The 23,298-nt window shown below is 65.0% G+C and carries 27 protein-coding genes; all 27 read right to left on the bottom strand.

Annotated elements, in window-relative coordinates:
- Positions 1-15 precede the first annotated feature (15 nt).
- The 27 genes from CCX87_RS16800 to CCX87_RS16670 all read right to left on the bottom strand — a co-directional run bounded on the left by CCX87_RS16800 (position 16) and on the right by CCX87_RS16670 (position 23,287).
- Positions 16-789: a competence protein CoiA gene (locus CCX87_RS16800; protein ID WP_003050307.1), complete on the bottom strand. Its 774-nt coding sequence runs from the start codon at positions 787-789 to the stop codon at positions 16-18.
- 144 nt (positions 790-933) lie between these two features.
- Positions 934-3,213 (bottom strand): helicase-related protein, encoded by a 2,280-nt coding sequence (locus tag CCX87_RS16795; protein ID WP_003050309.1) that lies wholly within the window; start codon positions 3,211-3,213, stop codon positions 934-936.
- 132 nt (positions 3,214-3,345) lie between these two features.
- On the bottom strand, positions 3,346-3,651 hold the full coding sequence (locus CCX87_RS16790; RefSeq protein WP_003050312.1) for a hypothetical protein: 306 nt from the start codon (positions 3,649-3,651) through the stop codon (positions 3,346-3,348).
- Positions 3,652-3,740: 89 nt separating this feature from the next.
- Positions 3,741-4,061: a hypothetical protein gene (locus CCX87_RS16785; protein ID WP_033972366.1), complete on the bottom strand. Its 321-nt coding sequence runs from the start codon at positions 4,059-4,061 to the stop codon at positions 3,741-3,743.
- A 49-nt stretch (positions 4,062-4,110) separates the two neighbouring features.
- Positions 4,111-5,259 carry a DUF6094 domain-containing protein gene (locus tag CCX87_RS16780; RefSeq protein ID WP_257789735.1) on the bottom strand — a complete coding sequence of 383 codons (1,149 nt, stop codon included), beginning with the start codon at positions 5,257-5,259 and terminating at the stop codon, positions 4,111-4,113.
- 25 nt (positions 5,260-5,284) lie between these two features.
- Complete coding sequence (locus CCX87_RS16775; protein ID WP_003050322.1) at positions 5,285-5,935, bottom strand: hypothetical protein; 651 nt, start codon at positions 5,933-5,935, stop codon at positions 5,285-5,287.
- Between the two features lie 76 nt (positions 5,936-6,011).
- Positions 6,012-6,272: a hypothetical protein gene (locus CCX87_RS16770; RefSeq protein WP_003050326.1), complete on the bottom strand. Its 261-nt coding sequence runs from the start codon at positions 6,270-6,272 to the stop codon at positions 6,012-6,014.
- Between the two features lie 16 nt (positions 6,273-6,288).
- Positions 6,289-6,696, bottom strand: a complete 408-nt coding sequence (locus CCX87_RS16765) for a hypothetical protein (protein ID WP_003050329.1) — start codon at positions 6,694-6,696, stop codon at positions 6,289-6,291.
- A gap of 106 nt (positions 6,697-6,802) precedes the next feature.
- Complete coding sequence (locus CCX87_RS16760; protein WP_003050341.1) at positions 6,803-7,141, bottom strand: hypothetical protein; 339 nt, start codon at positions 7,139-7,141, stop codon at positions 6,803-6,805.
- A gap of 94 nt (positions 7,142-7,235) precedes the next feature.
- The gene (locus CCX87_RS16755) at positions 7,236-7,925 is read right to left on the bottom strand and encodes a DUF3275 family protein (protein WP_003050344.1); all 690 of its coding nucleotides are present in this window, start codon (positions 7,923-7,925) and stop codon (positions 7,236-7,238) included.
- 94 nt (positions 7,926-8,019) lie between these two features.
- Positions 8,020-8,847, bottom strand: coding sequence for a DUF932 domain-containing protein (locus CCX87_RS16750; protein WP_003050347.1), 828 nt, complete (start codon positions 8,845-8,847; stop codon positions 8,020-8,022).
- 144 nt (positions 8,848-8,991) lie between these two features.
- Positions 8,992-9,897: a DUF3577 domain-containing protein gene (locus CCX87_RS16745; RefSeq protein WP_003050351.1), complete on the bottom strand. Its 906-nt coding sequence runs from the start codon at positions 9,895-9,897 to the stop codon at positions 8,992-8,994.
- 228 nt (positions 9,898-10,125) lie between these two features.
- Positions 10,126-10,662 carry an XF1762 family protein gene (locus tag CCX87_RS16740; protein WP_003050355.1) on the bottom strand — a complete coding sequence of 179 codons (537 nt, stop codon included), beginning with the start codon at positions 10,660-10,662 and terminating at the stop codon, positions 10,126-10,128.
- Positions 10,663-10,812: 150 nt separating this feature from the next.
- On the bottom strand, positions 10,813-11,166 hold the full coding sequence (locus CCX87_RS16735; protein ID WP_003050357.1) for a DUF3085 domain-containing protein: 354 nt from the start codon (positions 11,164-11,166) through the stop codon (positions 10,813-10,815).
- Positions 11,167-11,290: 124 nt separating this feature from the next.
- Entirely contained in the window at positions 11,291-12,115 is an 825-nt protein-coding gene (locus tag CCX87_RS16730; RefSeq protein ID WP_003050359.1) for a hypothetical protein, read from the bottom strand.
- A 288-nt stretch (positions 12,116-12,403) separates the two neighbouring features.
- A complete protein-coding gene (locus CCX87_RS16725; protein WP_003050361.1) occupies positions 12,404-12,682 on the bottom strand; it encodes a hypothetical protein in 279 nt (92 codons plus the stop codon).
- A gap of 96 nt (positions 12,683-12,778) precedes the next feature.
- Entirely contained in the window at positions 12,779-13,510 is a 732-nt protein-coding gene (locus CCX87_RS16720; RefSeq protein WP_003050363.1) for a DUF5983 family protein, read from the bottom strand.
- An 83-nt stretch (positions 13,511-13,593) separates the two neighbouring features.
- Positions 13,594-14,280 (bottom strand): hypothetical protein, encoded by a 687-nt coding sequence (locus CCX87_RS16715; protein ID WP_003050366.1) that lies wholly within the window; start codon positions 14,278-14,280, stop codon positions 13,594-13,596.
- A gap of 180 nt (positions 14,281-14,460) precedes the next feature.
- Entirely contained in the window at positions 14,461-14,853 is a 393-nt protein-coding gene (locus CCX87_RS16710; RefSeq protein WP_003050375.1) for a hypothetical protein, read from the bottom strand.
- A gap of 21 nt (positions 14,854-14,874) precedes the next feature.
- Positions 14,875-15,096: a hypothetical protein gene (locus CCX87_RS16705; protein ID WP_003050378.1), complete on the bottom strand. Its 222-nt coding sequence runs from the start codon at positions 15,094-15,096 to the stop codon at positions 14,875-14,877.
- A gap of 333 nt (positions 15,097-15,429) precedes the next feature.
- A complete protein-coding gene (locus CCX87_RS16700) occupies positions 15,430-15,987 on the bottom strand; it encodes a hypothetical protein (RefSeq protein WP_003050381.1) in 558 nt (185 codons plus the stop codon).
- Between the two features lie 929 nt (positions 15,988-16,916).
- Positions 16,917-18,950: a DNA topoisomerase III gene (locus CCX87_RS16695; RefSeq protein WP_003050384.1), complete on the bottom strand. Its 2,034-nt coding sequence runs from the start codon at positions 18,948-18,950 to the stop codon at positions 16,917-16,919.
- Between the two features lie 276 nt (positions 18,951-19,226).
- Positions 19,227-19,679: a single-stranded DNA-binding protein gene (locus CCX87_RS16690; RefSeq protein ID WP_003050391.1), complete on the bottom strand. Its 453-nt coding sequence runs from the start codon at positions 19,677-19,679 to the stop codon at positions 19,227-19,229.
- A gap of 73 nt (positions 19,680-19,752) precedes the next feature.
- On the bottom strand, positions 19,753-20,280 hold the full coding sequence (locus CCX87_RS16685) for a DUF3158 family protein (protein ID WP_003050393.1): 528 nt from the start codon (positions 20,278-20,280) through the stop codon (positions 19,753-19,755).
- Entirely contained in the window at positions 20,277-21,071 is a 795-nt protein-coding gene (locus CCX87_RS16680; RefSeq protein WP_003050396.1) for a PFL_4669 family integrating conjugative element protein, read from the bottom strand. The genes CCX87_RS16685 and CCX87_RS16680 overlap by 4 nt, the downstream gene beginning before the upstream one ends.
- 419 nt (positions 21,072-21,490) lie before the next feature.
- A complete protein-coding gene (locus CCX87_RS16675) occupies positions 21,491-22,723 on the bottom strand; it encodes an STY4528 family pathogenicity island replication protein (protein ID WP_003050398.1) in 1,233 nt (410 codons plus the stop codon).
- Positions 22,724-22,726: 3 nt separating this feature from the next.
- A complete protein-coding gene (locus tag CCX87_RS16670; RefSeq protein ID WP_003050401.1) occupies positions 22,727-23,287 on the bottom strand; it encodes a DUF2857 domain-containing protein in 561 nt (186 codons plus the stop codon).
- Positions 23,288-23,298 lie beyond the last annotated feature (11 nt).

Here is a 23,298-nt window from a genome sequence, read left to right as displayed (position 1 = left end):
AACACCACAGTCGAGCTACATCTTTGCAGCCAAGCGATTGGCTGCAAAACGCTCGCGCGAGAGTCTGGCGGCGTTATTCATCGAGTCTAGGTTATCGATACACCATAGACCGTTGATGCAAAGAAAGCGCTCACTAAGCACTGCTTCAAGTATGTTTGGAAGGGTTGCGTTGAAGAATCCGGCACCCTTGACCGTTGGGGCCGGATCTAGCTCAAGCATCGCGACCGGCAGGTCAGAAAGGCACGGGCCGAAGTGGCCGGCCGAAGGGAACTTGCCCCCAAACTCGGTGCGCAGACGCTCCTTTCCCATGCTCTTGGTGAGTGTGCTATATCGCTCCTGCCGCAGCAACCAAAGAGACTTGACGCCCGCCTCGCGGTACCGCTCTTGGCGTTTACGGTAGTCACGGAGCGACTGATACGATCTTTGGATCTCGACAGCCAACCTAACCCCATTGCGCTCACCCCAGACATCAGCCTGCCAGCGACCTGCATCACCCGAACCCGGCATTTCAACCGAGGCACGGCATCCAAGATCTTCAAGCACGCTGCGCACAAGTATCTTGGCCGCCAGGTGCCATTGGCTTTCTTCGGAAGTACTGCACGCACCTCCTAGATGCGCAAAGAAGGGGTACCCATTAGCACTAACCTTGGGAATCGCTGGAGCGTTGCAGCAAGGCATCAGCAGATCACCGACGCAGTACGCCCGTTGCAACTCTTCCCACTGCGCCTGAGACATATGCAGTGCGTTGGCTGCACCAGTACCATCTGCATATGCTGCTTCGATCACCATAGCCACAGTGCCTCCTTGAATCTCGGTATTGTCTAATCAGTTTAGCCTTCCCCGCGCTGGGAGCGGGGCGGTGATCGAATCCTCCGAGCAGCAATTTCCTAGAAAAATGCCGGCACCCCCGAAAGGATGCCGGCAGACAGCAGATCACGCAGTTACCAATTGCCGGGCCAATGCGACCTCCACGGAATCACCATCCTGGTTCAGGACATCGAGCCCCGATTCGGGTACATCGCCCGAAGTGGACTGCGAGACCATGATCTTCTTGGCCATCAGCTCCAGGCAGGTCATCTGCGAGGAGCCGGCGTAGCCCAGGTACATCACGCGCACGGACAGCTTCTGCCCGATACGCCAAGAGCGGCGTGCCGCCTGCTGGAGCGAATACACGTTGTAGCCCGACTGCATGAACACGATCGTCGGAAACTCCAACAGGTCCAATCCCGTCTTGACAAGCTCCGGATTGGTGATGAGCACGTCGATGCCACGGTCCAACTGCTCGGCGATCCAGTCCTCGCGGCGGCTGGCATCCACGCTTGCGCGCAGTACCGCCACTTTGAAGCCTTCCTGCTCCAGCAATACCTTCAACCGGCTAGTCGTGTCGCGCGTGCCGGTATAGACGGTGTAGGCCAGAACCTTGCGGCCCTGTGCTTTCTCTTCCCTGCAGATGTCGATCAGCTCACGCTCCTTGGGGCTGATCTCGAACTCGTTGAACTGAGCCGGGACAAACGCCAGGGTGTTGCGCGTACGCGGATGCACAACGGTCTCCGACCGGAAGCAGCAATCCGGCCAGGCCAGCAGCACATTGAGGACTACACCGAGCAAGGTAGTATCGCGTCGCGCCAGAGCCTGTTTCAGCTCCGCGGTCAGCCGACCTGCCAGATCGCGGTAGGCCGCGGCTTGCGCCGTGTCCATCGCGACTTCACGAAACTCTTCGTCATACGGCGGCAGGACATTGCCGCCGATGTCTCTGAGCTTGAGGAAGATCGTGAACGGCAGGATGCAGCGCAGCACACCCTTCGGGCCGAAGCCCGGGGCCTTGACCGTTCTGACACTGACTTTCGTGCCTTTCGCGGTCTTGTGCGCCGTCCCGGTGCTCTCGGAATAAATGTCCTTCAGGACACCGTGATCGCGCATGAACGCCATCGCGGCCGAGGTCATGCTGCCGCTCGTGGTCGGGCGATAGCCGTCTTCGATCATCCGCCCGGGAAGGGCTCGGAACAGCAGGTAGAACAGATCGTCGCCGTAGCCGCCCATCAACGTGCCGGTCAGCAGCAAGGTCTTGCGAGCCTTCGCCGCCAGCACGCCCATGGCCTGGCCCTGGGCGCTGCCGCCGTTCTTGTACTCGTGGGCCTCGTCGGCGATGAGCAGGTCGAACGTGCCTTGCGGCAGGTAGCGCTTGATGAACTCGGACGGTTGATAGCCGCCCTCGCCAAAGCCGAACTCCATGTTGGCCATCGCACGTTCCATGCGCGTGGCTTGACGGTCGGAAAACACCAGCTCGCCGTTGCCATCCATGAGGTTGATGAACTCGTGAATGTTGTCGCCGAGCATCGAGGCCAGGAAGCCGTCGCCGAACTTCTGCATCAGCTTCTGCGCGGTGACTTCCCCGATCGTCGGGATGCGCTTCAAGGCTTTGAGCACGGCCGAGGACTGGTCGCTGCCGGACAGGCTGCGCGGGCGGATCAGTGTCCACAGGGGCGCAGCGCAATGGCCGCACTTCCTGCGGGATTCCTCGGCTTCGAGCGCGACCGGGTTGACCGGCTCGCCGTCGAGGTCGGTGATGACCGTGCCGCAGTCCGGGCACGCTGCCACGTCGCCGTGGCGGGTGCGCCGCGTGGTGAAAACGGGCTTCCAGTGGAAGCCCATCCGCATCCTCACGCGGCCCAGGACGAAGAACTCCTGACCCGTGGGCTGGACACCCAACTGCTCACGCAGCTTGATGAGCTTGACGAGCGTATCCGGCCCGTTGAGCACCCACACTTTGGCGCCCGCTACCGTCTCCTGGATCTCGCGCCGCCACTTGTAAACCAGGTGCGGTGGCGAAAGCACCAGAGTGCGGCGGTAGCCTTCGGCGTTGAGCACGACAGCCGTGGCGATGCCGACGGTCGTCTTCCCGCAACCCATCTCGCCGTTGACGATCGCGGCGCGTTCGCCACGGTCGATCAGCAGCTCGGCAGCAGCGTGGACGACTTCGGCCTGGGCCGGGAACAGCTTGCGCTTGAGGCTGGCGACGATGAGTTGCCGGTGCGCCTGCGGTTGGCCGGTATAGACCGGCGGATTGGCGCTGTTGAGGGCGTCGAGCAGTTCGTCGCCGAACTCGCCAACGAAATCCTGAAGGCTCAGGGTCAGAGGGTTGGATTCCGCGTCGAGCAGTTCGCCCTGCACGGGTGTGGCTTCAGCGGTAGTGGTGTCGAGATCGAGGGACATGGTGATGCTCCAAAGAAAATGGGGCATGCACCACCCCCAACGGGGCTATGGCATGCCCCGGAGTGGGAAGAGAATCGGCGCGTGGCCGAAGGTTGAAGGTGCGGGCCTGGGTGGCCTGCGAGTGAACCGTGCTCAGTCCTCGGACGGCAACACGATGACGGTGGCGCTGCGCTGCGCGTCGGTAACGATGCGAATGGCCAGCCCTGGGTGGATCACGTAGTGCGACTCCAGCGAAGCACCTGATTGAAGCGCGGTGCTGTTGGCCTGCCATTGCTGGACGTTGACGTCTCCCCAGTCGCCACGGGTGTGGCGCCTGAAGTACGGGATTGGGTCGAGGCGACCCGCGCGGACCAGGCGGTCAACGGCTCTGCTGAAGATAAGCGCCCCGATGGGGAACGCCAGCCTCTGGCAGTAGGTTTCGATGCGATGTGATGCCATGGGCTCCTCCTTGAAAGGTTATTGAGCCACGACACCCCTGGCGGAGTGAAGTGGCTCCGTCAGGTGGATGGGATGACGAGGTGGTGCCTTCAGATCAGGTCGCGCTCTTCGGGAAGCTGGACCACCGTGGTCTGGTGGTCTTCGCTGGTCTTCACGATCAACACCAGTTCCGGCGTGATCCGGTACTGGGAGATCATCAGGTTGTCCTGATCGAGTGCGACATCGTTGGCCTGGCGGGTGGCCTCGTCGATCTCGCCCCAGTCGCCGCGCACGTGGCGCTGTACATAGGACAAGGGATCGATGAGACCTCGGCGGGCCAGCCAGTGCACCTTTTCGCTCAACTGCAACGAGGCCGGTGCGAACAAGGGTTGCTTGTGCGGCGCGGGCCGCTGGAACAGACGTGAGAGCATGGTGTTTCTCCTTCGATGAAGTGCAGCAGGACGTCAGGCGTCCGGGGGATTAGCGGATGGTCAGCACCTCGCCCCGTGTCGGGGAGCCAGGCGTCATGTCCCACGCGCGGATGACGGGCACGAACTTGTCGGTGAGGATGCGGGTCTCGGCGATGGAGCCGTCGTCGCGTTCGGTGAATTCCCGCTGGAGCGTCTTGTCCTTGTGGGTGTCACCCTTGACGACGAGCACGCGCCCGGTCTTGGAGCGCACAACCCCCGAGATCGCACCCGCGGCCAGAGCCAGGGCGAGATGCCAGTGGGACAAGGCACGCGCCGGCGGACGCAGCGACTGCTGCGCGGCCCCCAGGTGCGTGTCCAGCGACGGCCAGAGGCCTTGCAGCCGGCCGACTTCATCGGCGAACTGCTCCGGCTCCATCGTCACGCGGAAGAAATGCTCCGGCTCGGCCGGACTGGCGGGGACGATGTACGGCAGGAACGGCCAATCGCTCGGCAGCTCCTCGGCTTCGACTTCGCCAAGCCCAACCTGCAGCAGCAGATTGCGCACGGCCTTGACGCCATCGGGAGCCTGTTCACGCTGTCGCACCCTTCGGCCGAAGATCACCACCTGCTTGAACTGCGTCTCCACCGCTCGGTAGATGCGCAGGTCCGTGTAGTGGCGTGTCAGCCAGCCGACCAGCTCCGCATCGAGCACGTAGGCGGGGACGATGAAGACCAGCACGCCGCCGTACTGCAACAGCGACAGCGAACGCTGATAGAACAGCTTTTCGAGGCGGGCACGGCCCTGGCCCTGATAGCCGATGTTGCCGTTGACGTCCTTGGACAAGTCGCCATACGGCGGGTTGAGCCAGAGCAGCCCGAACGACTGCTTGGAGACCATCGTGTCCATCAGGTCCGCGTGCAGGCAGTGATCGACCAGGCCGCGGGCATGGCGTGCCCGCTCCGCGTCGAACTCGACCGCGAACGCCTTGGCCTGCTCGCGCCCGAGGGCATGGGCGGCTTCGGCGATCGCCACGCCTTCGCCGGCGCAGGGATCGAGGATGCACATGGGCCCGTCGCTGGGCATCAGTGCGTTGAGGGCTCTTTCGAGCGTGGGTTCGTCAGTCGGGTAGTAACCGTTCTTAGCGAAATTGCGGGCGAGCCGCGGGAACATGAGGGCCATGGAAGTCTCCTGGTTGGCGGGGAGGAAACACGGAAGCACGCCAAGGCGTGCCTCCGTGGGTGGGTCAGGCCGCTACCACTTCCGGCGTCCAGATCTTGGCCGGGTATGGATAGGCGGTGAGCACATCACTGCGGATCAGCGAACCCAGCGCCAAGGTCAGCGCCGGCACGTCGATGGCTAGCCGATGGCCTTCCAGCGGCCCGAGGGCGAACGGAAGGCGGGCCAGCATCTCGCGGCTTTGCAGCAGTTCCAGCACGGTCTCGCGCCAGTGGTCGAGCAGCGGCAATGGGCAGGTGTCCCGCACCAGCATCCACAGGCGGTCGAGCCGGTGGGCGCTGTCGCGCGGCAGCAGTGCCAGTGCGCTGGCGTTGGCCTTGTCGGGCTTGACGCAGCGGCGGTCGAACAGCCACACGTTGGACAGCGAACCGAACAGCGTTCGCCGATAGGCGCGCGTGACGCGCTTTTCCAGGCGATCGACGTTGCCGATGAACACCGGGACGCTGCCGCCCTGGTCGGTGATGATGTGGAACTGGTCCAGTCCCTGCTCGTCGCGCCCGAGGGTCAGGCGAGCCAGGAACTGCTGGACGGCGGTGTCGCGCGCCCAGATGGACAGGAAGATCAGGTTGCCCTGGTCATCGCCGACGCAAGCGTCGGCCATCACGTCCGGGCATTCGTCGATGCGGTACAGCGTGGTGGAAGAAGTGTTTGCGAGCATGGTGGTGTCCTCGGATTAACGGGAACAGCACCGCCCGCTGGGGCAAGTACTGCCCCAGGGGGTGGAAGAAAATCGCTCAGTCCGGCTCGAACTGCCGGGTGTGCGGGTTGAAGTGAAGCGCCTCGTCCACCGCGGTGATCGGCGTGAAGCCGTCCAGGTAGATGTTGTTGAGGTACTGGTCGCGGTAGGTCAGTGCCTGCCGTGCCTGTTCCTCGGTGAGGCCGTTGCTGATGAAGTACTCCAGCATCTCCTCGTCGGAGGACACTTCGTCGTTGGACAAACTTCCTTCAACGAGTGCCAGCAGCGAGGGTGAGAGCGCAGCCAGGATCGGGTCCATGTTGGTTCCTCCTGGCTCAGGCCATCAGCGTCGCGGCGGGAGCCGTGACAGCCGTGGGTGTGCGCCGCCGTGCGTGGTAGGCGCGAACGCCTGCACGCCAGTCGGCGGACTGCTCCGGTGCGAGGTCCAGATAGGACAGCGGGCACGAGTAGTAGTACGGGTGCATGGACTCTTCCAACGGCTTGTAGCCCCACTGGTTGCCGCTGCGTTCCAGCAGATCGCAGCGGATGTAGCGCAAGGACTGGCCCGGCGCGAGATCACGATGCACACCTTCGACCTTGGCGGTCAGTTCGACCACTGACCACAGCACGTTGCCGCGCAATGCGTGAGCGATAACCTTCGCGCTGACGCGCTCGGTCTGCTGTGGTGCGATCAGTTCCGCGATCAGTTCAGACCGCGATTGGGGAGAGAAATACCAGCCCATGAGAGGCCTCCTCGAAAAGTTGAGCTGGAGGCCTCCCCGTGGGGAAGAACCCCCAGTGGGTGATGGAATGCCGCAGGTGCAGCGAAGGAAAACCTATGCCTTACCCTTAGTCCCAGTCGTCATCGTCGCGATCACAACCGGCCGGACAGCAGCCGAACTCGATCCCATGCGAGCAATAGCCATGCTCCGCATTCCAGTCCTGGGTTTCCTGCCGTTCGGCCGGTGTTGCGTAGTCCCATTCCTGTGCGATCTTCAGCGCCTGTGCGCGCTGTTCTTCCGGCAATCGACCGAGTTGCGCGTCGATCGCCGAACTGAAGCGTTCGACGTAGTAGTCGTGAGACAGTCCGCAACCCTTGGTGGCTTGTGCGGCTGCCGTCTCGCAGAGAGCCCGCCACGCGGGTTCATCCAGCGCGGAGCGGGGGATATCGCAAGCGATGGTGGACATGATGAAGACCTCCAGAAGATGGCCAGGGCCTCCCCCGCATGGGGAAGGAACCCCGGCGGGTGGATGAAGAACACCGCGCATGCGGCGTCTACGATCACGCAGGTTGCAGTTCGGCCTGGCGGCTCCACTCCTGCGTCTTGAAGTCCAGCGCGTAGCCCAGCTCGCCCAGGCGGGCGATCTGTGCACGCAAAGCGCGGCGGTCGATGGTCGAATCCAGTTTCACGGACTCGCCCAGCGGCCACAGCAGGCCGAAGAGCGCGGGGTCACCGTCTTGGGTGCTGCCGGGGGCAGCAGCCTCAGCAGGTGGCGGCGCATCCACGCCAAAGGGCGTGGTATCGACCATCGGGTCCGCGGACGCCTGCACGGGTGCGGGCTTGGCGGGCCTGGACGCTTTGGTCGGCTTGGCCGGCGTTGTCGCAGGCTGCGCCCCTTGCTCTTCATCGAGCGGATCGACGTCCTGGGTGGCGAAGCTGCGGGCTTCGTCGCGGCTGAGTTTGTCGATGCCGTTGAGCGTCATGCCGTCGAGGCTGGCACGGATCTCGAACCGCATGCCGCCGCCGACCGGATAGGACTTCGGGAAGATGTACCTGATGATGAATTCCCCGTCGTACTTGCCTTCGGGGTACTGCTCCAGCTCCGGGTCTTTGACCTCGAAAGTACCGAGGTGCGTGGCGAGGCGGCCAACCGTGAACGGGCCGTTCTTGCCGCGGATGGTACGCAGCGTGAGCTGGCCGGGGACGACGATGGGCGCAACCGATTTCTCGGAAGCCGATGGGGTTGCCATGATGGTTCTCCTGATGATGAATGACGGGCCGCCGACGGCACCCGGTGGATGAGAGGAAATGGCCTCGCCCGAGGTGGGCGAGGTCCGCGTGGCATCACGCCTTGAGCTGGCGCATGCCTTCGGCCAGCAGCCACAACGCCCGGTTCAGGCGCAGGTTCTGGTCGATGCCTTGCACCGGACGGGTGCGCTGATTGCGGCCGTTGGCCGTGCGTCCGTTCAGGCCCCCTTTGACGAGGTTCTCCTGGACGCGGTTGAAGACGGCCCACAAGTCGTTCTTGCGGTCGTCCCATCGCCGGGGTGCCAGCAGTTGGCTCTCCGTGACAGGCGTGGACTTGGCTGGATCGTCGTACTTGAGTGCGAGCGCGGAGTTTGCAAAGACCTCCGCTTCGCCCTCATCGAGGGTGATGGTGCGCATCGCATCGCGCGCGTTCTGCACGCGCTCGAAGCCTTCGAGGACTCCGTAGGCACCTTCGATCACCTGGCTGGCCACGTCGCCCTTGTGGGGAACGCGGATGTCGGCGGTGGTGTCACCGCAAACCAGGCCGTTGTGGCAGACGAACCGGAACATGCCGGCGAGCATCTGATAGCTGCTCGTGCCGTCGTGGCTGTTGAGCAGGATGATCTCGTTCGCCTCGTCGCCGTTGATCTGGCTCGCATGGCGAAGTCGGATGAGGTGCTTCGTGTACTCGCGCCGGTCTTCGTTGCGCACGCGTGTCTGGCACACCATGAAGGGCTCGAAGCCCTCCTGGCGCAGCTTGGTCAGCACGGTCGAGGTCGGTATGTAGGCATACCGATCGGACCGGCTCCCATGCGGAGCGTCGGCGAAGATCGACGGAACGACGGCACGAATGCGGTCGTCCGAGAGTGGACGATCGGAGCGCAGGATCGGGGATTGCGGAGCAAAACGGGATGCCAGAGACATGGCTGATCTCCTTTGAGAAATGCGGTAACCGCGCGGCGGTGAGACCACGCGGAACTCGGGGGATGAAATGCGCAAGCGCGCGTCATGGGGACGCGGCGGATGCGGGAAGAGAAGCGACAAGGCCCCGTGAGGGGCCATGCCGTATCAGAACGAAGCAGCCAATGCCGGCTCCTGCTCCTCGACTTGCGCCTCGGGCTCGCGCTCGGCGGGCTCGGTGGCCGTGTCGATGGCGTCGTCGGCTTCGGACGCGGATGCGTCTTCGGCCGGCGGCGCCTCGGGTTGCGCCTGGCTCGTCGGATAGACCTGGGTGCCGTCGATCTTGATCAGACCGATGTGGACCAGCGTCGATTCCAGGCTTGCGGCCGGTTCCCCGGCGTGCTCGCCCTTGGTGCGGATGTACGGATCGATCTTCATGTCGTTCAGACGGAAGGCGATCAGCACCTTGCGGTCACCCTCGATGGCCTGAACGCACCGGCGAACCAGATGCTCGGCTTCCGGGGTGGCGACGATGGTGTCGAAGTACCGATACTCCGGTTCATCGACAGGCCCGGCCAGTGCTGCGACGGTGCAAGAGAGGAACGAGTCGCCAGCCTTTGGGGTGACGTCCTTCACACGATTGAGATAGCCGATGCCGCGGGTGATCAGCTCGTGCTGCTCGATCGAAGCCAGTTCGGCCCGGTCGATCAGTTCGGCCTTGAGCAGTCGCGCCTTGAGGGACGCGGCGGCCTGACCCTTCTGCTCACCCTTGTCGCGGATGTACGCATCGCCCCACAGGTCACCGAGGCGAAATCGCACCAGCGGGCGCTGCTTGGGATCGTCAACGCCGATGTAGCGCTGAACGAGCTTCTTGGCCTCGGCACCCGAGACCTTGACGTCGAAGTAGCGGTAGCTGGGGTCCCGGGCGGGGCCGACCAGCGCGGCGATGGTGCAAGCAAGGAAAGGCTGCGCACGGCGGCCGCCCCGGACGGGCACTTCACGGACACGCTGGACGTAGCCGATGCCCGAGGTGTGGAGGTCGAAATACGATTTCTCGTTGGACGTGGTGTTCATGGTGAATCTCCATTGGGATGAAGCGGAGACACACCGGCCCACGCATGCGGGGAAGGTGCGTAACCCCGCGGTGGGTTGATAAGGCGAAAGCATCCGCCACCAGAGGCTGGTGGCCGCTCGCGGATGGATGCGGTGCGAGCTGGCTCGGTCACGCAGTGGGAACTGCGCCGCAACCTCGAAGACCGATGGTTGCCTGGCATGTCGCTGACAACGTCAGCAGGCATGGGGTCAGCATGGCCGGGCCTCGCGCGCGCGGCAGCAATCAATCGGCATCCGGGTGCTTCCCTTTGTCCGCGCCGCCCGGCGCCTGCCACAGGCATTTGGGGCGGCGCAGGTGCTCGGGGTATCGGCGAGGGGGCGGCTGGGACGGCTCCAGGCGCCGCCGCCGCGCGCGCCAATCAGCCGCCAGCCGGCGGCGCGCGGGCTGGCGCCGCCTTCGTCGGGTAAGGTGTAGGTGATCAGGCGGATGTAGCCCAGCGACTTTGCCGCCTGCCAGGCCGCGCCGTATAGCTTGCTGCAGGCGTTGGGTGTGCTGTCGGTGCACAGCCGTGTGACTTCCCGCGTCCAGCCATCGTCCAGGTGCCGCGCGACCGGCCGGCCGACGATGGCCACGCCGCGGATCAGGTCGCTGTCGACCAGCGTGACGGCCAGGGCGAACTTCGCAGCCTGGACCGGACGGTGATGGTGTGCCAGCACGAAGACGTTGGCCGTGCGCAGCGACACCGGCAGCAGGTGCAGCCTCGGCGAGGTCGATGATGTGTTCATGCGGTCGTCTCCGGTGGCATGCCGGCGCTGTGGCCCGCGGGGCGTGCCTTGGCGGCTGGAGACGAACGCGCATGCGCGGCGATGGCCGCGGTGCGAACAAAAGAAAGCCCCCGGTGCGGGGGCTGCGAGGGCTGCGCGGCGGTTGCCGCTTCAGGCGGGAGGCACCACGGCCAAGGACAGGTGCGTGGCGGTGGCGGACAGCACGAGATCGTCCGCCGAGTGCAGGAGGCGCGTGAACAGGCCGTCCTTCGGGTCGAAATACTCCGCAAAATCGTCGCCACCCAGCTCGCGGCCGGCGAGGTGCCACCAGTCATCGAACGGGTCGGTGTCCGGGTTGCAGCCGACGGCGTAGGCGAGCAGTTGCTGGCGTCCATCCGGGCGACGCTCCCCACGCTCGGCGAGGAAGTACACGCCCTGGTCCTTGACCAGGACGATGCGGCACTGATTGGCGATGGCTTCGGTCAGCACGGGGCGCAGGTCGGCGCCTTTGAATCGCAGTGACATGGATGAAATCTCCTGTGTTAAAAAAAGAGAAAGGCCCTCCACCCGATGGGATGAAGGGCCTGTAGGTCACGCGGCCGGAATGGCTGGAACGCCGTGGCGGGTGCCTCGGGTCAGCCGAGGGGCGTCATGCCGGGACGGCTTGGCGCTTACGGGCCGCCTTCGCGTCGAGGATGCTCACGTCGATCTGGCGCCAGCGCCCGTCGTCGATGAGCCGCTCCAGCACTTCGCCGAGCATGTCGAAATACACCTCGTCGTGCCGATCGACCAGTTCGACCGATTCACCGTTCTGACGGTGCAGTTCCACCACGTAGGTGTCTCCGCCGCGGTCGTAGAGGATCGTCACCCGGCCCTCGAACTTCGCGGTCGAGACCGTGAAGCTGATCGCCGGCGGGGTCTCGATGATCTTGGAGGGCGTGGGATCGACCCAGGTGAAGTCGCGGGCACCGGCATCCACCAGCATGTGGGTGATGCGCCGGAAGCGATCGGGGGCCGGCATCTCTTCCAACTGCTCGATGAGCTGGCCCAACTCCATGCACTGCGGCGTGGGAATGGGCAGCTTGGCCGGCGCCGAGCCGAGGATGTGCCTCGTGATGGTGTACGGCGTGCCGTCCGAAGTCTTCTCGGTGATGACCTCCGGCGTGTCCGCGCGCAGTCCGTCGAAGCGACGACGGGCATAGGGTTGGACATGCACCTTGGCGCCTTCGGCAGGAACCGTGGTCACCAGGCTGGGATCGAGCACCGCGAACTCGGAAGGCTTGAGCTTGACGACGATGGCATCGTCGGTCGCAGCGACCACCTTGCCGTCGAAGGGTTGGGGGTCGATGGCAAAGCCCAGCGTTGAGGACAGCGGCTGATCATCGAACACGCGGTACTTGAACGATCGCACGTTACGGGGCACATGGCCTGCGACCAGCGAAGGCATCATGGATTTGATGAGGGAACGGTCCATGGGGAAACTCCTTGAGAAATAACAAGGGATTCCCCGCCCGCAAGGGAGAGGTCCCTTGTGGGTGGCGTGGATGGACGCGGTAGGTCCGTAGGAAGAAACGACCAGCACGGTTTCCCGTGCTTGCAGCCTCGAAGGTCTCGACTGCCTGGGCATGTGTCGGCAGCGCCGACGGACATGGGGTAAGCATGGCCCCGGGGTGGTCGGCCTGCCCGCAGGAAACGGCACCGCAACATGCCCGCATTCCTGTGCTGCGTACAAGAAAAAGCCCCTCGAAAGGGGCCGGAGGGGTCAGGCTTGGTACACGAAGTAGTGCTCGCGCTGACGCGGAAAGAACACGTGCTTCCACGTGTCCCCGCTTGTGTTGCCACCGTCGAAGATGACCATTTCGTAGTCGTCCACGTCGGTGTCCATCAGGTCGGCGCTGGCGATATGGCGCATGTGCAGCATGCCGCTCATGCGCTCGACTACCAGGATCTGGCCGATGGCATCGTCCTGGCTCATGGCATTGAAGCAGGCTCCAAGCTGGTGCTCGAAGTCCGATACGGGCGAGATGAGATCGGGGAACATGGGATCGCTCCTATGAAAGTGAACCGGCCCGGCTCCCTGGCGGGAGACGGGCCGGCATGCGGTGAGGAAAAGGTAGGCTGGGGATGTGTCTGGCAGTTATTCGCCGGCCAACGGCAGGCCCGGCAACACGGGTGCGTCGGCATCGAGAATGAGGATGCGCACATCGGCCTGGCCGGCCAGTGCAAGGATCTGTGCCAGGTCGTCCGGCATGCCCTTGCTGCAGTGCTCCTGCCGAAGCTGCTCGGCGGAGATCTCCTCGACGTCCTGCAGGTGCTGGCCCGTCCAGGGCGTGGAAATCAGCTTGACGCCGATCGCCGGGCTGTAGGGAACCCGGAACGCAATGAACAAAAAGGCTTCCGGCGTCGCGAGGTCAGCCAGGTTGGCCAGGTACTGGCCGGTTTCGTGGCTGATGTGCGCGCTGCTGATTTCCCAGCACCGGCTGTAGTAGCCGGTCTCGAAGCTCAACCGCTGCACGACTTCCCGTGCGGCCTCGGCCGAATAAGTGTCGCCAATGTGGACGGGGAGGCCGTCGAAGTCGTCGCCGTGGATCGCGTACACCACGGCACCCACCACGCCGTAGGCGCCTTCACCGGCATCGCGTTCGGCCAGCACCTCGGCACTCACGGAGTCTGGGCCATTGCTGACTACGGCGAAATCGCTGGTGACGATGCAGGATGCTGAAACCAGCTCCTCATCGGAGAGGTGTTCTTGGCTCTGGTGGATGTTTCGCCAGACATGCGGGCTTCCGTCCTCGTGGCTGATGGACAGCGTGCGGACGATTTTCAGATTCCAGTAGCCGCGTAGAAAGGGATTGGGATTCTGGGACATGGGATTTCTCCAACAGAATAATGATGGAGCCAATCCCCGCCACCGGGAATTGACCCCGGTGGGTGGAAAGAAAGGAAACAGCGTCAGGTGACGCTGATCGTTGGCGTTTGGGCCAATCGCTCGGCGACGCGTCGGCGCAAATTCATGCGGAATGGCTCGTCGCTGACGCCCGCCAGCAGATTGATGGTCTCCAGCGCAATCAGGGCCGAGGCCTCTTCGATGTCGGCGGCCACAATGGCCTTGCGCAGTTGGTCGCCGAGCTGGAGGGCCTGCGAGGAGGAACTGATGACGCGGACCTCGCGGCTCAGGTAGCAGCCGTTGCCGCCGAACTCGAACAGCCGCGGCTTGCTGCAATACCAGCATCCCTCGAACTGGATGGCGGTCAGGTGGTGGCCGTCATCGAATCGGGTGGCGATCAGAAACAATGCGTCGAGATCGGCGGTGTCCTCGAACGAATGACGCTCGATCAAGTTCCCCAGCTCTTCGTCCTCATCGGCACCGAAGTGCACGGCGAGCAGTTCGAGCAGCGGCGGGATCGAAAGCCCTTCGTCGTCCGGCATCGGAATGCCGAGTTGCGTGGCCAGGTCTTCCAGGCCATCGAGCACGTCCGGCCATTGCGGATTGGTGGTCTCGGCGATCTGGGCGATGTAGGCCTGCCCGTTGCCGGGATGGCTCTCGTCCAGCGCGAAGGCGCCGAACAGCGCCTGGATGACGGGCGTCACACGGTCGAGCACGAGAACGCCGGTGGCTTCGTAGTAATTGTTGGCCATGAAGGCTCCTTTCGATGAATGAACGGAGCCAGCCCTTGCGGACGATGGCATCCGCAGGGGAACCGCCTGATGCCGGATGGCACTGGGCGGGGAGAAACGCGAGGGACATGGCCTCGGGCGAGGCGCATGTCCCTCATGGGGTCGCGTGAACGCAGTGATGAAGGTGTGCCGGGGACCGGCTCACCAACCGCTGTAGTTCAGCAGGAGGTCGGCGATCACCTGGCGACGAGGCAGATCGAGGCCGTCGAAGTCCGACAACCCGTTGAAGTGGCAGCGCTTGAGCATGGCACCGCCCTCGCGCGCGTTGTAGAAGCTGACCATCGCGGACAGGAACATGCGTTCCCCGCTGCTCAGGACGCCGAGGGCGTCGTTGAGGCGCAGCATGTCGGGGCGCAGATCCCACTTGCTCTTGGCCTGGTTCAGACCTTCACGGGTGCCATCGCCAAACCATTGCGGGCCGGCGATCTCGACACCACGCTTCCATGCCTCGAAAAAGGCTTGGGGCGCGGCGCTGAAATGCCGTTCTTCCCGAACGATCTGATCGACGACTTCCTGCGGCAGTAGCTGGTTCATGACGTGATTCCTCCAGTTGGATCAGGGAACGGCGAGCTGGGACCAGCCGCCTCTTTCGAGGGCACGTTGAGCCGCGGCATGGCTGCGGAAGTACTCACGAGATTCCCGCGAAACGGGACCTTCGGTATCGCGCGTGCCGATGTAGTGGCCGGCGGCGCTGTGCAGGACTTCGAGCGGCAGGAACTTGCCGCAGTAGGTCAAGGCCAATTGACCGAATCGGCCGAAAGAGGCTTGCTGGGACATGGATGGGCTCCTTGGAAAAGCGGGGCCCTGTCCCTCACGGGATGGCAGCTCCCGCACGCGGTTGAAAAAAAGCATCAGCGTCTTGGCGACGCGCGTCCGCGCAATGGATGCGATGCGGACTGGTGGGTTGCGCGGGGAGAACCCCGCGGCAGCCTGAAACCCTGGCTGCTGGCATGTGCTGACGAATCAGCGAGCATGCGGGCAGCTTCGTGGGGGGGGCGCGCCACGTCAGTTGGAAATCGGCATCTGGTCCAGCCCCGATTGATGTACGCAGAGACAAAGAAAAGCCCCGCAGCAAGTGCGGGGCGGTCATGACGGTGCGGTGAGGCTGGATCAGCGGGGCTTGTCGCCCAGGACATGCTGCTTCCAGATGGCGAATGCCTCGTCCGCTGGCAGCTCGGCCAGGATGACGATGGGCTGGTCCTGTCGGCTGCGCAGCTTTGCGAAATACGCTGCGCGGTCGGCAATGGCCTTGAGCTTGATGCCCTTGAGGAACAGCAGCCTGCCGTCCTTGATGAACAGCACCTTGTTGCCGATGTCGCGGTTGAACGCGGTGCGCAGCTTGCGCTCCGCGTGCATGGCATCGGCCAATTGGTCCACTAGGAAGTCGAGCGTCATGTCGATGAGAAGCGGCTCGTCGTCTTCGCGTTCGACGTCGAGCGATGCCGGCGGCAGGCTCTTGGCGAATTCCTCGGCCTGGGCCAGCAGCGCGGCCTGGCCTTGCAACGCGCGCACGAACGTCGAGCCGCCGTGTCCGTCGTTGCGGGCTTCGGCGATGGGCCTGCCGTCGAACATGACGGTGGCGGTGAAGCACAGCGTTTCCTCGCTCGCGAAATCCGCGACCTTGAGGTTCTTGAGGGTGATGCGGTCTTGTCGGGTGATGGTGTCCATGGGAAGTCCTGATATCGACCGGGTTGACGACACGCCCCTGACGGGACGCGGCATACATCCCGTGGGTTGGAGGAAGGTGGCATCGATGCCCGGTGGGCAGCGTTCGCCGGAGAGATGCCGGGGCGAACTGGCGGGTGGCGTGGGCGGAACCCACGGCAGTCTGGACACCCTGGCTGCTGGCTGTTGCCGATGCGTCGGCAATGCAGGAGGGAGGATCGCGCGACCCGCCGGCCGCGTCTTGCATCAATCCGAAGCGATCGATCCCGTCTTGTGCAGGTACTGCACCAGCCGGCGTCCCCAGCCACGCGACGCACAGCACGGCCATGGAATTGCCGATCGCCTTGCAGTTCGGTGCATCGGCGGTGCGTAGTGAGGCGGATTGCAATGTTGGCGGTCATGTGGGTCTCCCGTTCGTGTGGCGCAGGGCCATCGCCCTGGCCGGGGCGTTGAAAGGCAGGAGAAAGGCGCCGAAGGCCCCAGGGGCCTTCGGCTCGGGAGGAAAGAAGAACCACCCGTGGGCTGATTGGCAGGCCCGGTCGTCGCTAGAACCGTCTGCTCATCCAGCAATCACACCCGGCCCATGTCGTGGCTGGGGCCGGCATCGTCTGGCGCACATCCGCGCACAAAGGGAGCCCGTTTTTGCGCCGGCGGGCACCGGCACCGAATACCGCTGACCGCGAAGGGTCTCCGGATGGCTCGCACAGGCAAGCCATCGGGGGACCCTTCGCAGCGGCGGAAGGAATGCAGACGAGGAGAACGCGCGGGGTGCGGTTCGCGGAGAAGCCACCTTCAGGTCCCGCGGCCGGGGCCGGCCGGACGGGACGCGCACACGGAGCAAGAAGGCGTTGCGCGCTGGGGCGTCCCGCAGGGCATGCGGGACACGGGCCACGCCGCCGATGGCGGGCATGGCTCACGGGGAACGGGGGCGGTCAGGCGCCTTTGCGGCCACCGCCACTGGTACGGCGTGGACGCGAGGCACCACGCCTGGACGTGCCGGTTGCCACCGGCAGCGTGCCTTTGCAGTCGGGGTAGCGACTGCACGACCAGAACGGGCCGCTCTTGCCGGTTCGCTGGCGCGTGGGTGCGCCGCACTGCGGACAAGCCGGTCCTTGGGGAACCTTGATGGACAGGGACGTGCTGCCGTATTGCGCGATCAACTGCGAAATCCAGGCGGCCTGCTTGCCGATGAACACATCCAGGGTGAGTTGTCCGCCCTCGATCATGTCCAGCGCCTGTTCCCAGACGGCGGTGGTGCCGGGGTCGGCAATCGCCGCGGGCACGGCGTCGATCAGCGTGAACGCCGCATCCGATGCGCGGATGGAGCGCCCCTTCTTCACGATATAGCCGCGGGCGATCAGCCCGCTGATGATGTTGGCCCGCGTCGCCTCGGTGCCGATGCCCGTCGTGTCCTTGAGCTTCTGCTTCAGGCGCGGGTCGGTCACGAAACGCGCAACGCCCTTCATCGCCTTGACCAGTTCGCCCTGGGTATAGGGCTTGGGCGGCATCGTCTTGAGGGCCTTGATGTCGGCCCCGGCGACCTGGCATGCCATCCCGTCACGCAGCGCAGGCAGCACCTGGGTGCGCACGGGGGCGTCGCCATCCTCATCGGCGCTGCCTTCACGTTCGGACTCGGCCAGCACCAGGCGCCAGCCGCGGGCGACGACCTGCTTGCCCGTAGCCACCAGCTTCTGCTGGCCGCAGGAGAGATCCGCCACGGTGCGGTCGAACTCGTGGTGCGGGAGGAACTGGGCCAGGTAATGTGCCCGGATCAGCCGGTACAACGCCCGTTCCTTCTCGCTCATGGCGGAGAGATTCGCGGGTTCGAGCGTCGGGATGATGCCGTGGTGCGCCGTCACCTTGCCGTCGTTCCAGGCGCGCGAGCGCTGGGTGCGGTCGAGCTGGCCCATGATCTGGGCCAGCGTGGGATCGGTCTTGAGCAGGCTGTCCAGGACCGTGGGCACTTCGGCGAACATGCTTTCGGGCAGGTAGCCCGAATCCGAGCGCGGGTACGTCGTGGCCTTGTGCGTCTCGTACAGGGCCTGGGCGATCTCCAAGGTTTCCTGCACGTCCAGCCCAAGCTGCTTGGAACAGACTTCCTGCAAGGTGCCCAGGTCGAACAGCAGCGGCGGGCCTTCGCGCACGCGCTCGGTCTCGACCGACACCACCTGGGCACTGCCCGCGGCGCGGATCTGCTGCGCGGCCTGCTGTGCGACGGGCTGCCGCAGGCAGCGGCCGGCGTCGTCGGTGCTGGCATCGGGTGCCACCCACTGCGCGGTGAACGTCTGACCGCCTGCGGACAGCGACACGTCGATGGCCCAGTACGGCACGGACACGAAGGCCGCGATCTCTCGGTCGCGGTCCACCACGAGTTTGAGCGTCGGGGTCTGTACACGCCCGACCGACAGCACGCCATCGTAGCCGGCCTGCCGCCCGAGCACGGTGAACAGCCGGCTGAGGTTCATGCCCACGAGCCAGTCGGCGCGCGAGCGCGCCAGCGCCGAGTAATACATCGGCAGCGTCTCGGCCGAGGGCCGCAGCTTGGCGAGCGCGGTGCGGATGGACGCATCGTTGAGCGCCGACAGCCACAGGCGTTCGATGGGACCGCGGTAGCCGCACAGGTCGATGATCTCGCGTGCGATCAGTTCGCCTTCGCGGTCGGCGTCAGTGGCGATGACAAGCTGGGTCGCCTTCGCCAGAAGCGCTTTGACGACCTTGAATTGCGTGGCGGTCTTCGGCTTGACCTCGACCCGCCACTGCTGGGGAATGATGGGCAGCTGTTCCAGCGACCAGCGCTTGAGCGCCGCGTCATAGACCTCGGGTGCTGCCGCTTCGACGAGATGGCCGATGCACCAGGTGACCGTGACACCGGAGGCGTTGAGGCAGCCTTCACCGCGCTGCGTGGCGCCGAGAATCCGGCCGATGTCTTTGCCCTGGGAGGGCTTCTCGCACAGAAACAGCCGCATGTCCGTCCATCCGCTTCCCGTTGTTCATGGAGTTGCTGGGATCGAGGATGCCGAGCGCCTGTTGGGGCAGCAGCAAACAAGCTGCATGCGGCAGCGACCGCTTTCACGCCGATGGAACGGCTTGGGCGGGATGGCGTGCGGCCGGCGGTGTGCGAGCCGGGAGCCGCGATGTTCGGGAGCGCGCGGAAGCCGGTGGACGCTGATGGAGCTATCCCCTGGGGATAGCTCGCGAGGACATGGGGGGCGGCAACGTACTGCGGCCGCCCCCACGCCGGATCACTTCCTGCGCTTGGGCTCCTTCGACGCTGCCGGTTCCTGGGCGGCCTGGGGCTTGGGCTGCGCGTCCTGTGCGGTCTCCTGCGATTTGGGGCTCAGAACGACGGACTCGATGCGGAACGGCAGGATGCCGACGCTGCGCGCGTTGATCTGCCAGGTCTCGCGCGGCTGATCCTCGTTGTCGGTCCAGGGTTCGCGCTCCATGCGGCCGACGACCAGCACGCGCATGCCCTTCTGGTAAAGGTCCTTCCAGTGTGCGGCGTCGCGGTGCCAGATTTCCACCGGCGCCCAGAAGCCGCCGCGGTCCTCGAAGTCACCGCCCTTGGTGGGAACGGGGTTGTCGAAATACACGTTCAGCCGCAACAAGCGCCGCGGTTCGTCGTTGCCGTTGGGGAACTCCCGGTACTCGGGGGGCGAGCCGATGTTGCCTTCGCCCGAAAAATGCGTGCTCATGGTGCAATCTCCTTGGTGGTTGAAATACCCGTGCCATGTCGGCGTCGGGCGCGTGCTGGGGTGCCCGACGCGATCACCGATCGCGCACTCCGGGGGGTATGGACGCGAGCCGGCGCAGGTAGGCGTCTTCCGCCTCGGCGGCCTTGCTGGCGCACTCCTGGGCCTGCCTACCCAGGGTGTGCAACAGGCTGATCTGCATGTTCAGCGTGATGCGCTGCAGCTCGATCGCGTGCAGGTCGGCCAGCAGGTTGACCGGCGTGCTGGTGCTCGCCATCAGCTCCTGCCACAGGGCCACGCCCATGGCCGAGCGGTCGTTCCTGCGCCAGCGCAGGAACGTCGTTCCCGCGCCAGTGGTCTGCTGGGCCAGTTCCACGGGCAGCAGATGGAAGGGATGCCCACCGGCCTGTTGCAGCACTTGTCGCTGCGCCAGGCCGATCAACTCGTCGCGCATGGCGAAGCACTGGCTGGCCCAGGCCTCCAAGTCCCCTTTACCTTTAAAAGGCTTTAAAAGGCCTTTTAGAGAGGCCGCGTGTTCCAGGCGCATGAAGGCTCCCTGTTGCAGGCCCCGGAAGTAGCGGGTCGGCTGGTTCAGATCGCTCATGCGGATTCGTCCTCGCCGGCAGTGGCTGCGCCTTCGGACGGGTCGGCAGCAGCGGCCGCATCACCATCGACGCTGGTAGCGGCTGCGGCAGGATTCTCACCGCGCTGTTGCAGACCACGGCGCACCATGGGTGGCGCAAACGTCGAGCGGCGCGTGCCTTCGAGGACGTCCTGCGGCAACTCGCCGAACTTCTCCAGCGCGACCCGCGCTGCGGCATTCTTCGCCGCGAAATCGTCGCGGGTGCAGCCCGAGTAGCGGTACTGCTGGGCCAGCGAGAACAGGCTGCGCAGCGCGTGCGCGCCCTCGTTGAGCCAGCGCTCCAAAGTGCTGCGGTCGATCAGCGCGGTGTGGTGGGCGAGGATCAGCTTGCGCGCGATGTCGTCGTAGTCGGCCAGGAGATAGACGGCGGCAAAGCCCAACTGCGCATTGACGAACAGCGGCAGCTTGACGGGCTGCACGTTGAGGTTCTCGCCCAGGCTCAATGCCGCAGGCACGCCCGCCAGTGCCTGGTCCACTTGTTTGCGCAAGGTCTGCAGCGTGGTCCTGGTCTGGTCGAGCTTGTCCTCGATGCGCAGCATCCACCAGTCGCTGTAGGGGTCGTCCTGCTCCGAGCCGCGCTTCATCTTATTCATCACCGCGATGTAGCCGTTCAGGCCGACGATGCCGGGTCGCCCTTCGGCGGCGGCGCGGCCGTGCCAGATGCGGGAAGCGTGATGCGTGTGCAGCGTCAGCGACATCGCGCTGCGCAGGGAGCCGAGGTTGAGTTGCAATGGTTCGTTGCTGGTTGCCATGGTGAGCGCTCGCAGTTGGACAGGGAGCCGCCAGCATCCGCATGCAGCGGAAGGCAGTCAGTCAACAAACCGAAATGAGCCGGCCCCCGGTTCTATGCGCGCTGGCGGCGCAGCGCGCAACGGTCCCTTGGAGGCCGGAGCATTCACGTTGGCGCTCCGTGCCTCGGTCGTTGACGGTATGCGTACTGCACCGCACGTCGCGCTGCCGTTCGACACGATCCTTCGCCGCGCAGCCGTCCCCAGTGGACCGTTCCGTTGAGCGCCATGGAGGTCTGCTTCATGGTCTTGCAGGCGCTCTACTCAGGTTTTGCGCAGCATGTCGCGCCGTCGTCCGGCGTTTCACCACACAGCCGTCCCCTGGGGACCGTTTCTGCCGACCGCCAAGGAGGTCTGCTTCATGGCCTTGCCAGGCCCTGCGCTCAGGATTTGCGCAGCAGATCGCGCAGGCGCTCGATGTGCTGCCGGGCCACCGCGGGCGGCACGACGTTGCGCGGCGGCTCGGGCGGTGGCGCTCGCGCCGCCGATGGTGTTGGCGCTGCCGGGCTGGTCTGCTTGGCCCACGCATTGAACTCGCCGCGCATGGCGCGCTGGATGATGCCGAACAGGTACCCGGCGGGGTTGCGGATGCCATGCTTGCCGCACCGTGCGGCCCACTCGTCCAGCACAGCCTGCCGCAGGGCAGCGTCCACTTGCTGCAACGCCATCCTGGCGCCGGCTTGCTGTTCCGCCTTCAGTTCCGCGAAACGCTTGGGCCATTGCAGGTCGCCCAGCGCGCGCGCCTGCGCGGTAGTACGTACTTCATCAATACGACTACTACGTACTGTACGGTCCTGCTTCGGATTCCGAAGAGCGCCGTCTGGCGCGGGTTTCGGCCCTGCTTCGGATTCCGAAGAAGGGCGTTCGCCATTCCGAAGAAGGCTGGCGGGCCCTTCTTCGGAATCGTGGATCGCATCCTCCTGTGGATAACTTGCGGTGGCGGTGATGCCCTGGTCGGCCAGGCGCTCGGCGAGCACTTGCAGCCGCGACGGCAAGGTGCGTCCGGACAACATCGGGTCGTCCGCGATCTCCTGGAGGGTGTTGAGTCCCACCACCTGGACGGCCTTGGCGGAATGCCCCAGCGACTGGCTGACCAGGGCCAGGTAGTCGGCGTCGAGCTGCATGGCCTCGAACAGTGTCAGGGGTTCGTCGTGCAGGACGTAGAGGTTTCCGAGGATGCGGCCGGTCTTGGGGTCGCGCCGTCGTCGCACGAGGCTCAGCCAGCGCGTCAGGCGCAGCAGCGTCAGCGCCCGCGCGACGGTCTCGTGGGAGGCTTGTCCCGCGCAGGGCATGGACGCCAGCCATGGGCGCAACTGCTCATAGGTCGGGAACGTCGTGACGCCGTCGTCGTTGAGCATCAGCCGGAACACCTGCCAGGCGTTGCGCTCCAGCGGTGTCAGGCGGCGGTCGACGAACAGCCGCCGCGGCACGCTCTCGTGCCGATTGCCACTGAATAGGAAGGCGTCGCCGGACGCCGCAGGCGTGGGCACTGCCATGGGCGCTGGCGCGCGGGGATTTGGATTGGGCGTGAGGTCCTTCAGCGCAGCGTCGAACAGGTCGGCGAGTGCGATGGGGCCTTGACGCGGGGCTCGTGGGGCGGTGTCGTCCACGGCCATGGCCTAGTCCAATCCCTGATCGACCCAGTTCCTGATCGCGGCCCAGACCACCGAGAGCGGCAGTGACATGCCCTCGGCCAGGTCCATGGCCGCATCGAGAATCGAGGTCTCATCCTCCAGATCGACGTTCCTGCTGCTGGTCACGGCTTTCCATTGCCGCCAAAGTTCGGTGTCCTGGGTCTCGTCCAGGACGGGGTGGCGCCCCTTGCGCTTGGGCAGGCCGAGGATCTCCCGCCGCAGGGCGACTTCCTGATGGGTCAGGCCATAGAAGCGGCTGACCATCTCCGTGCTGGCCCCCAGCCGCAGCATGCGATCGACCGTGGCGATTTCCTTCTCCACGTCCTGTGCCTGGTTGAGCAGGCGCTGCAGCACTTCGCGGTTGACCGTGACCGAGCACCACGAGACGCTGGCGTTGGCCAGCACGCTGATCAGCGCGGGGTGCTTGAGCGCATCCAGCTCGGCCTCGCCGAAGCCCATGGCCTTGCAGCGGCGCAGTTGGCCGTTGCGAAGGTCATACAGCGCCTGGGCAATCACGGCCTGGTTGAGCGGATGCGATGTGGACATGCGGCCTCCCT

Origin of the sequence: Acidovorax sp. T1 (genome assembly GCF_002176815.1) — a bacterium.
In the GTDB taxonomy this organism is placed as follows: domain Bacteria; phylum Pseudomonadota; class Gammaproteobacteria; order Burkholderiales; family Burkholderiaceae_C; genus Acidovorax.
This window is presented reverse-complemented; position numbering and strand designations above follow the sequence as displayed.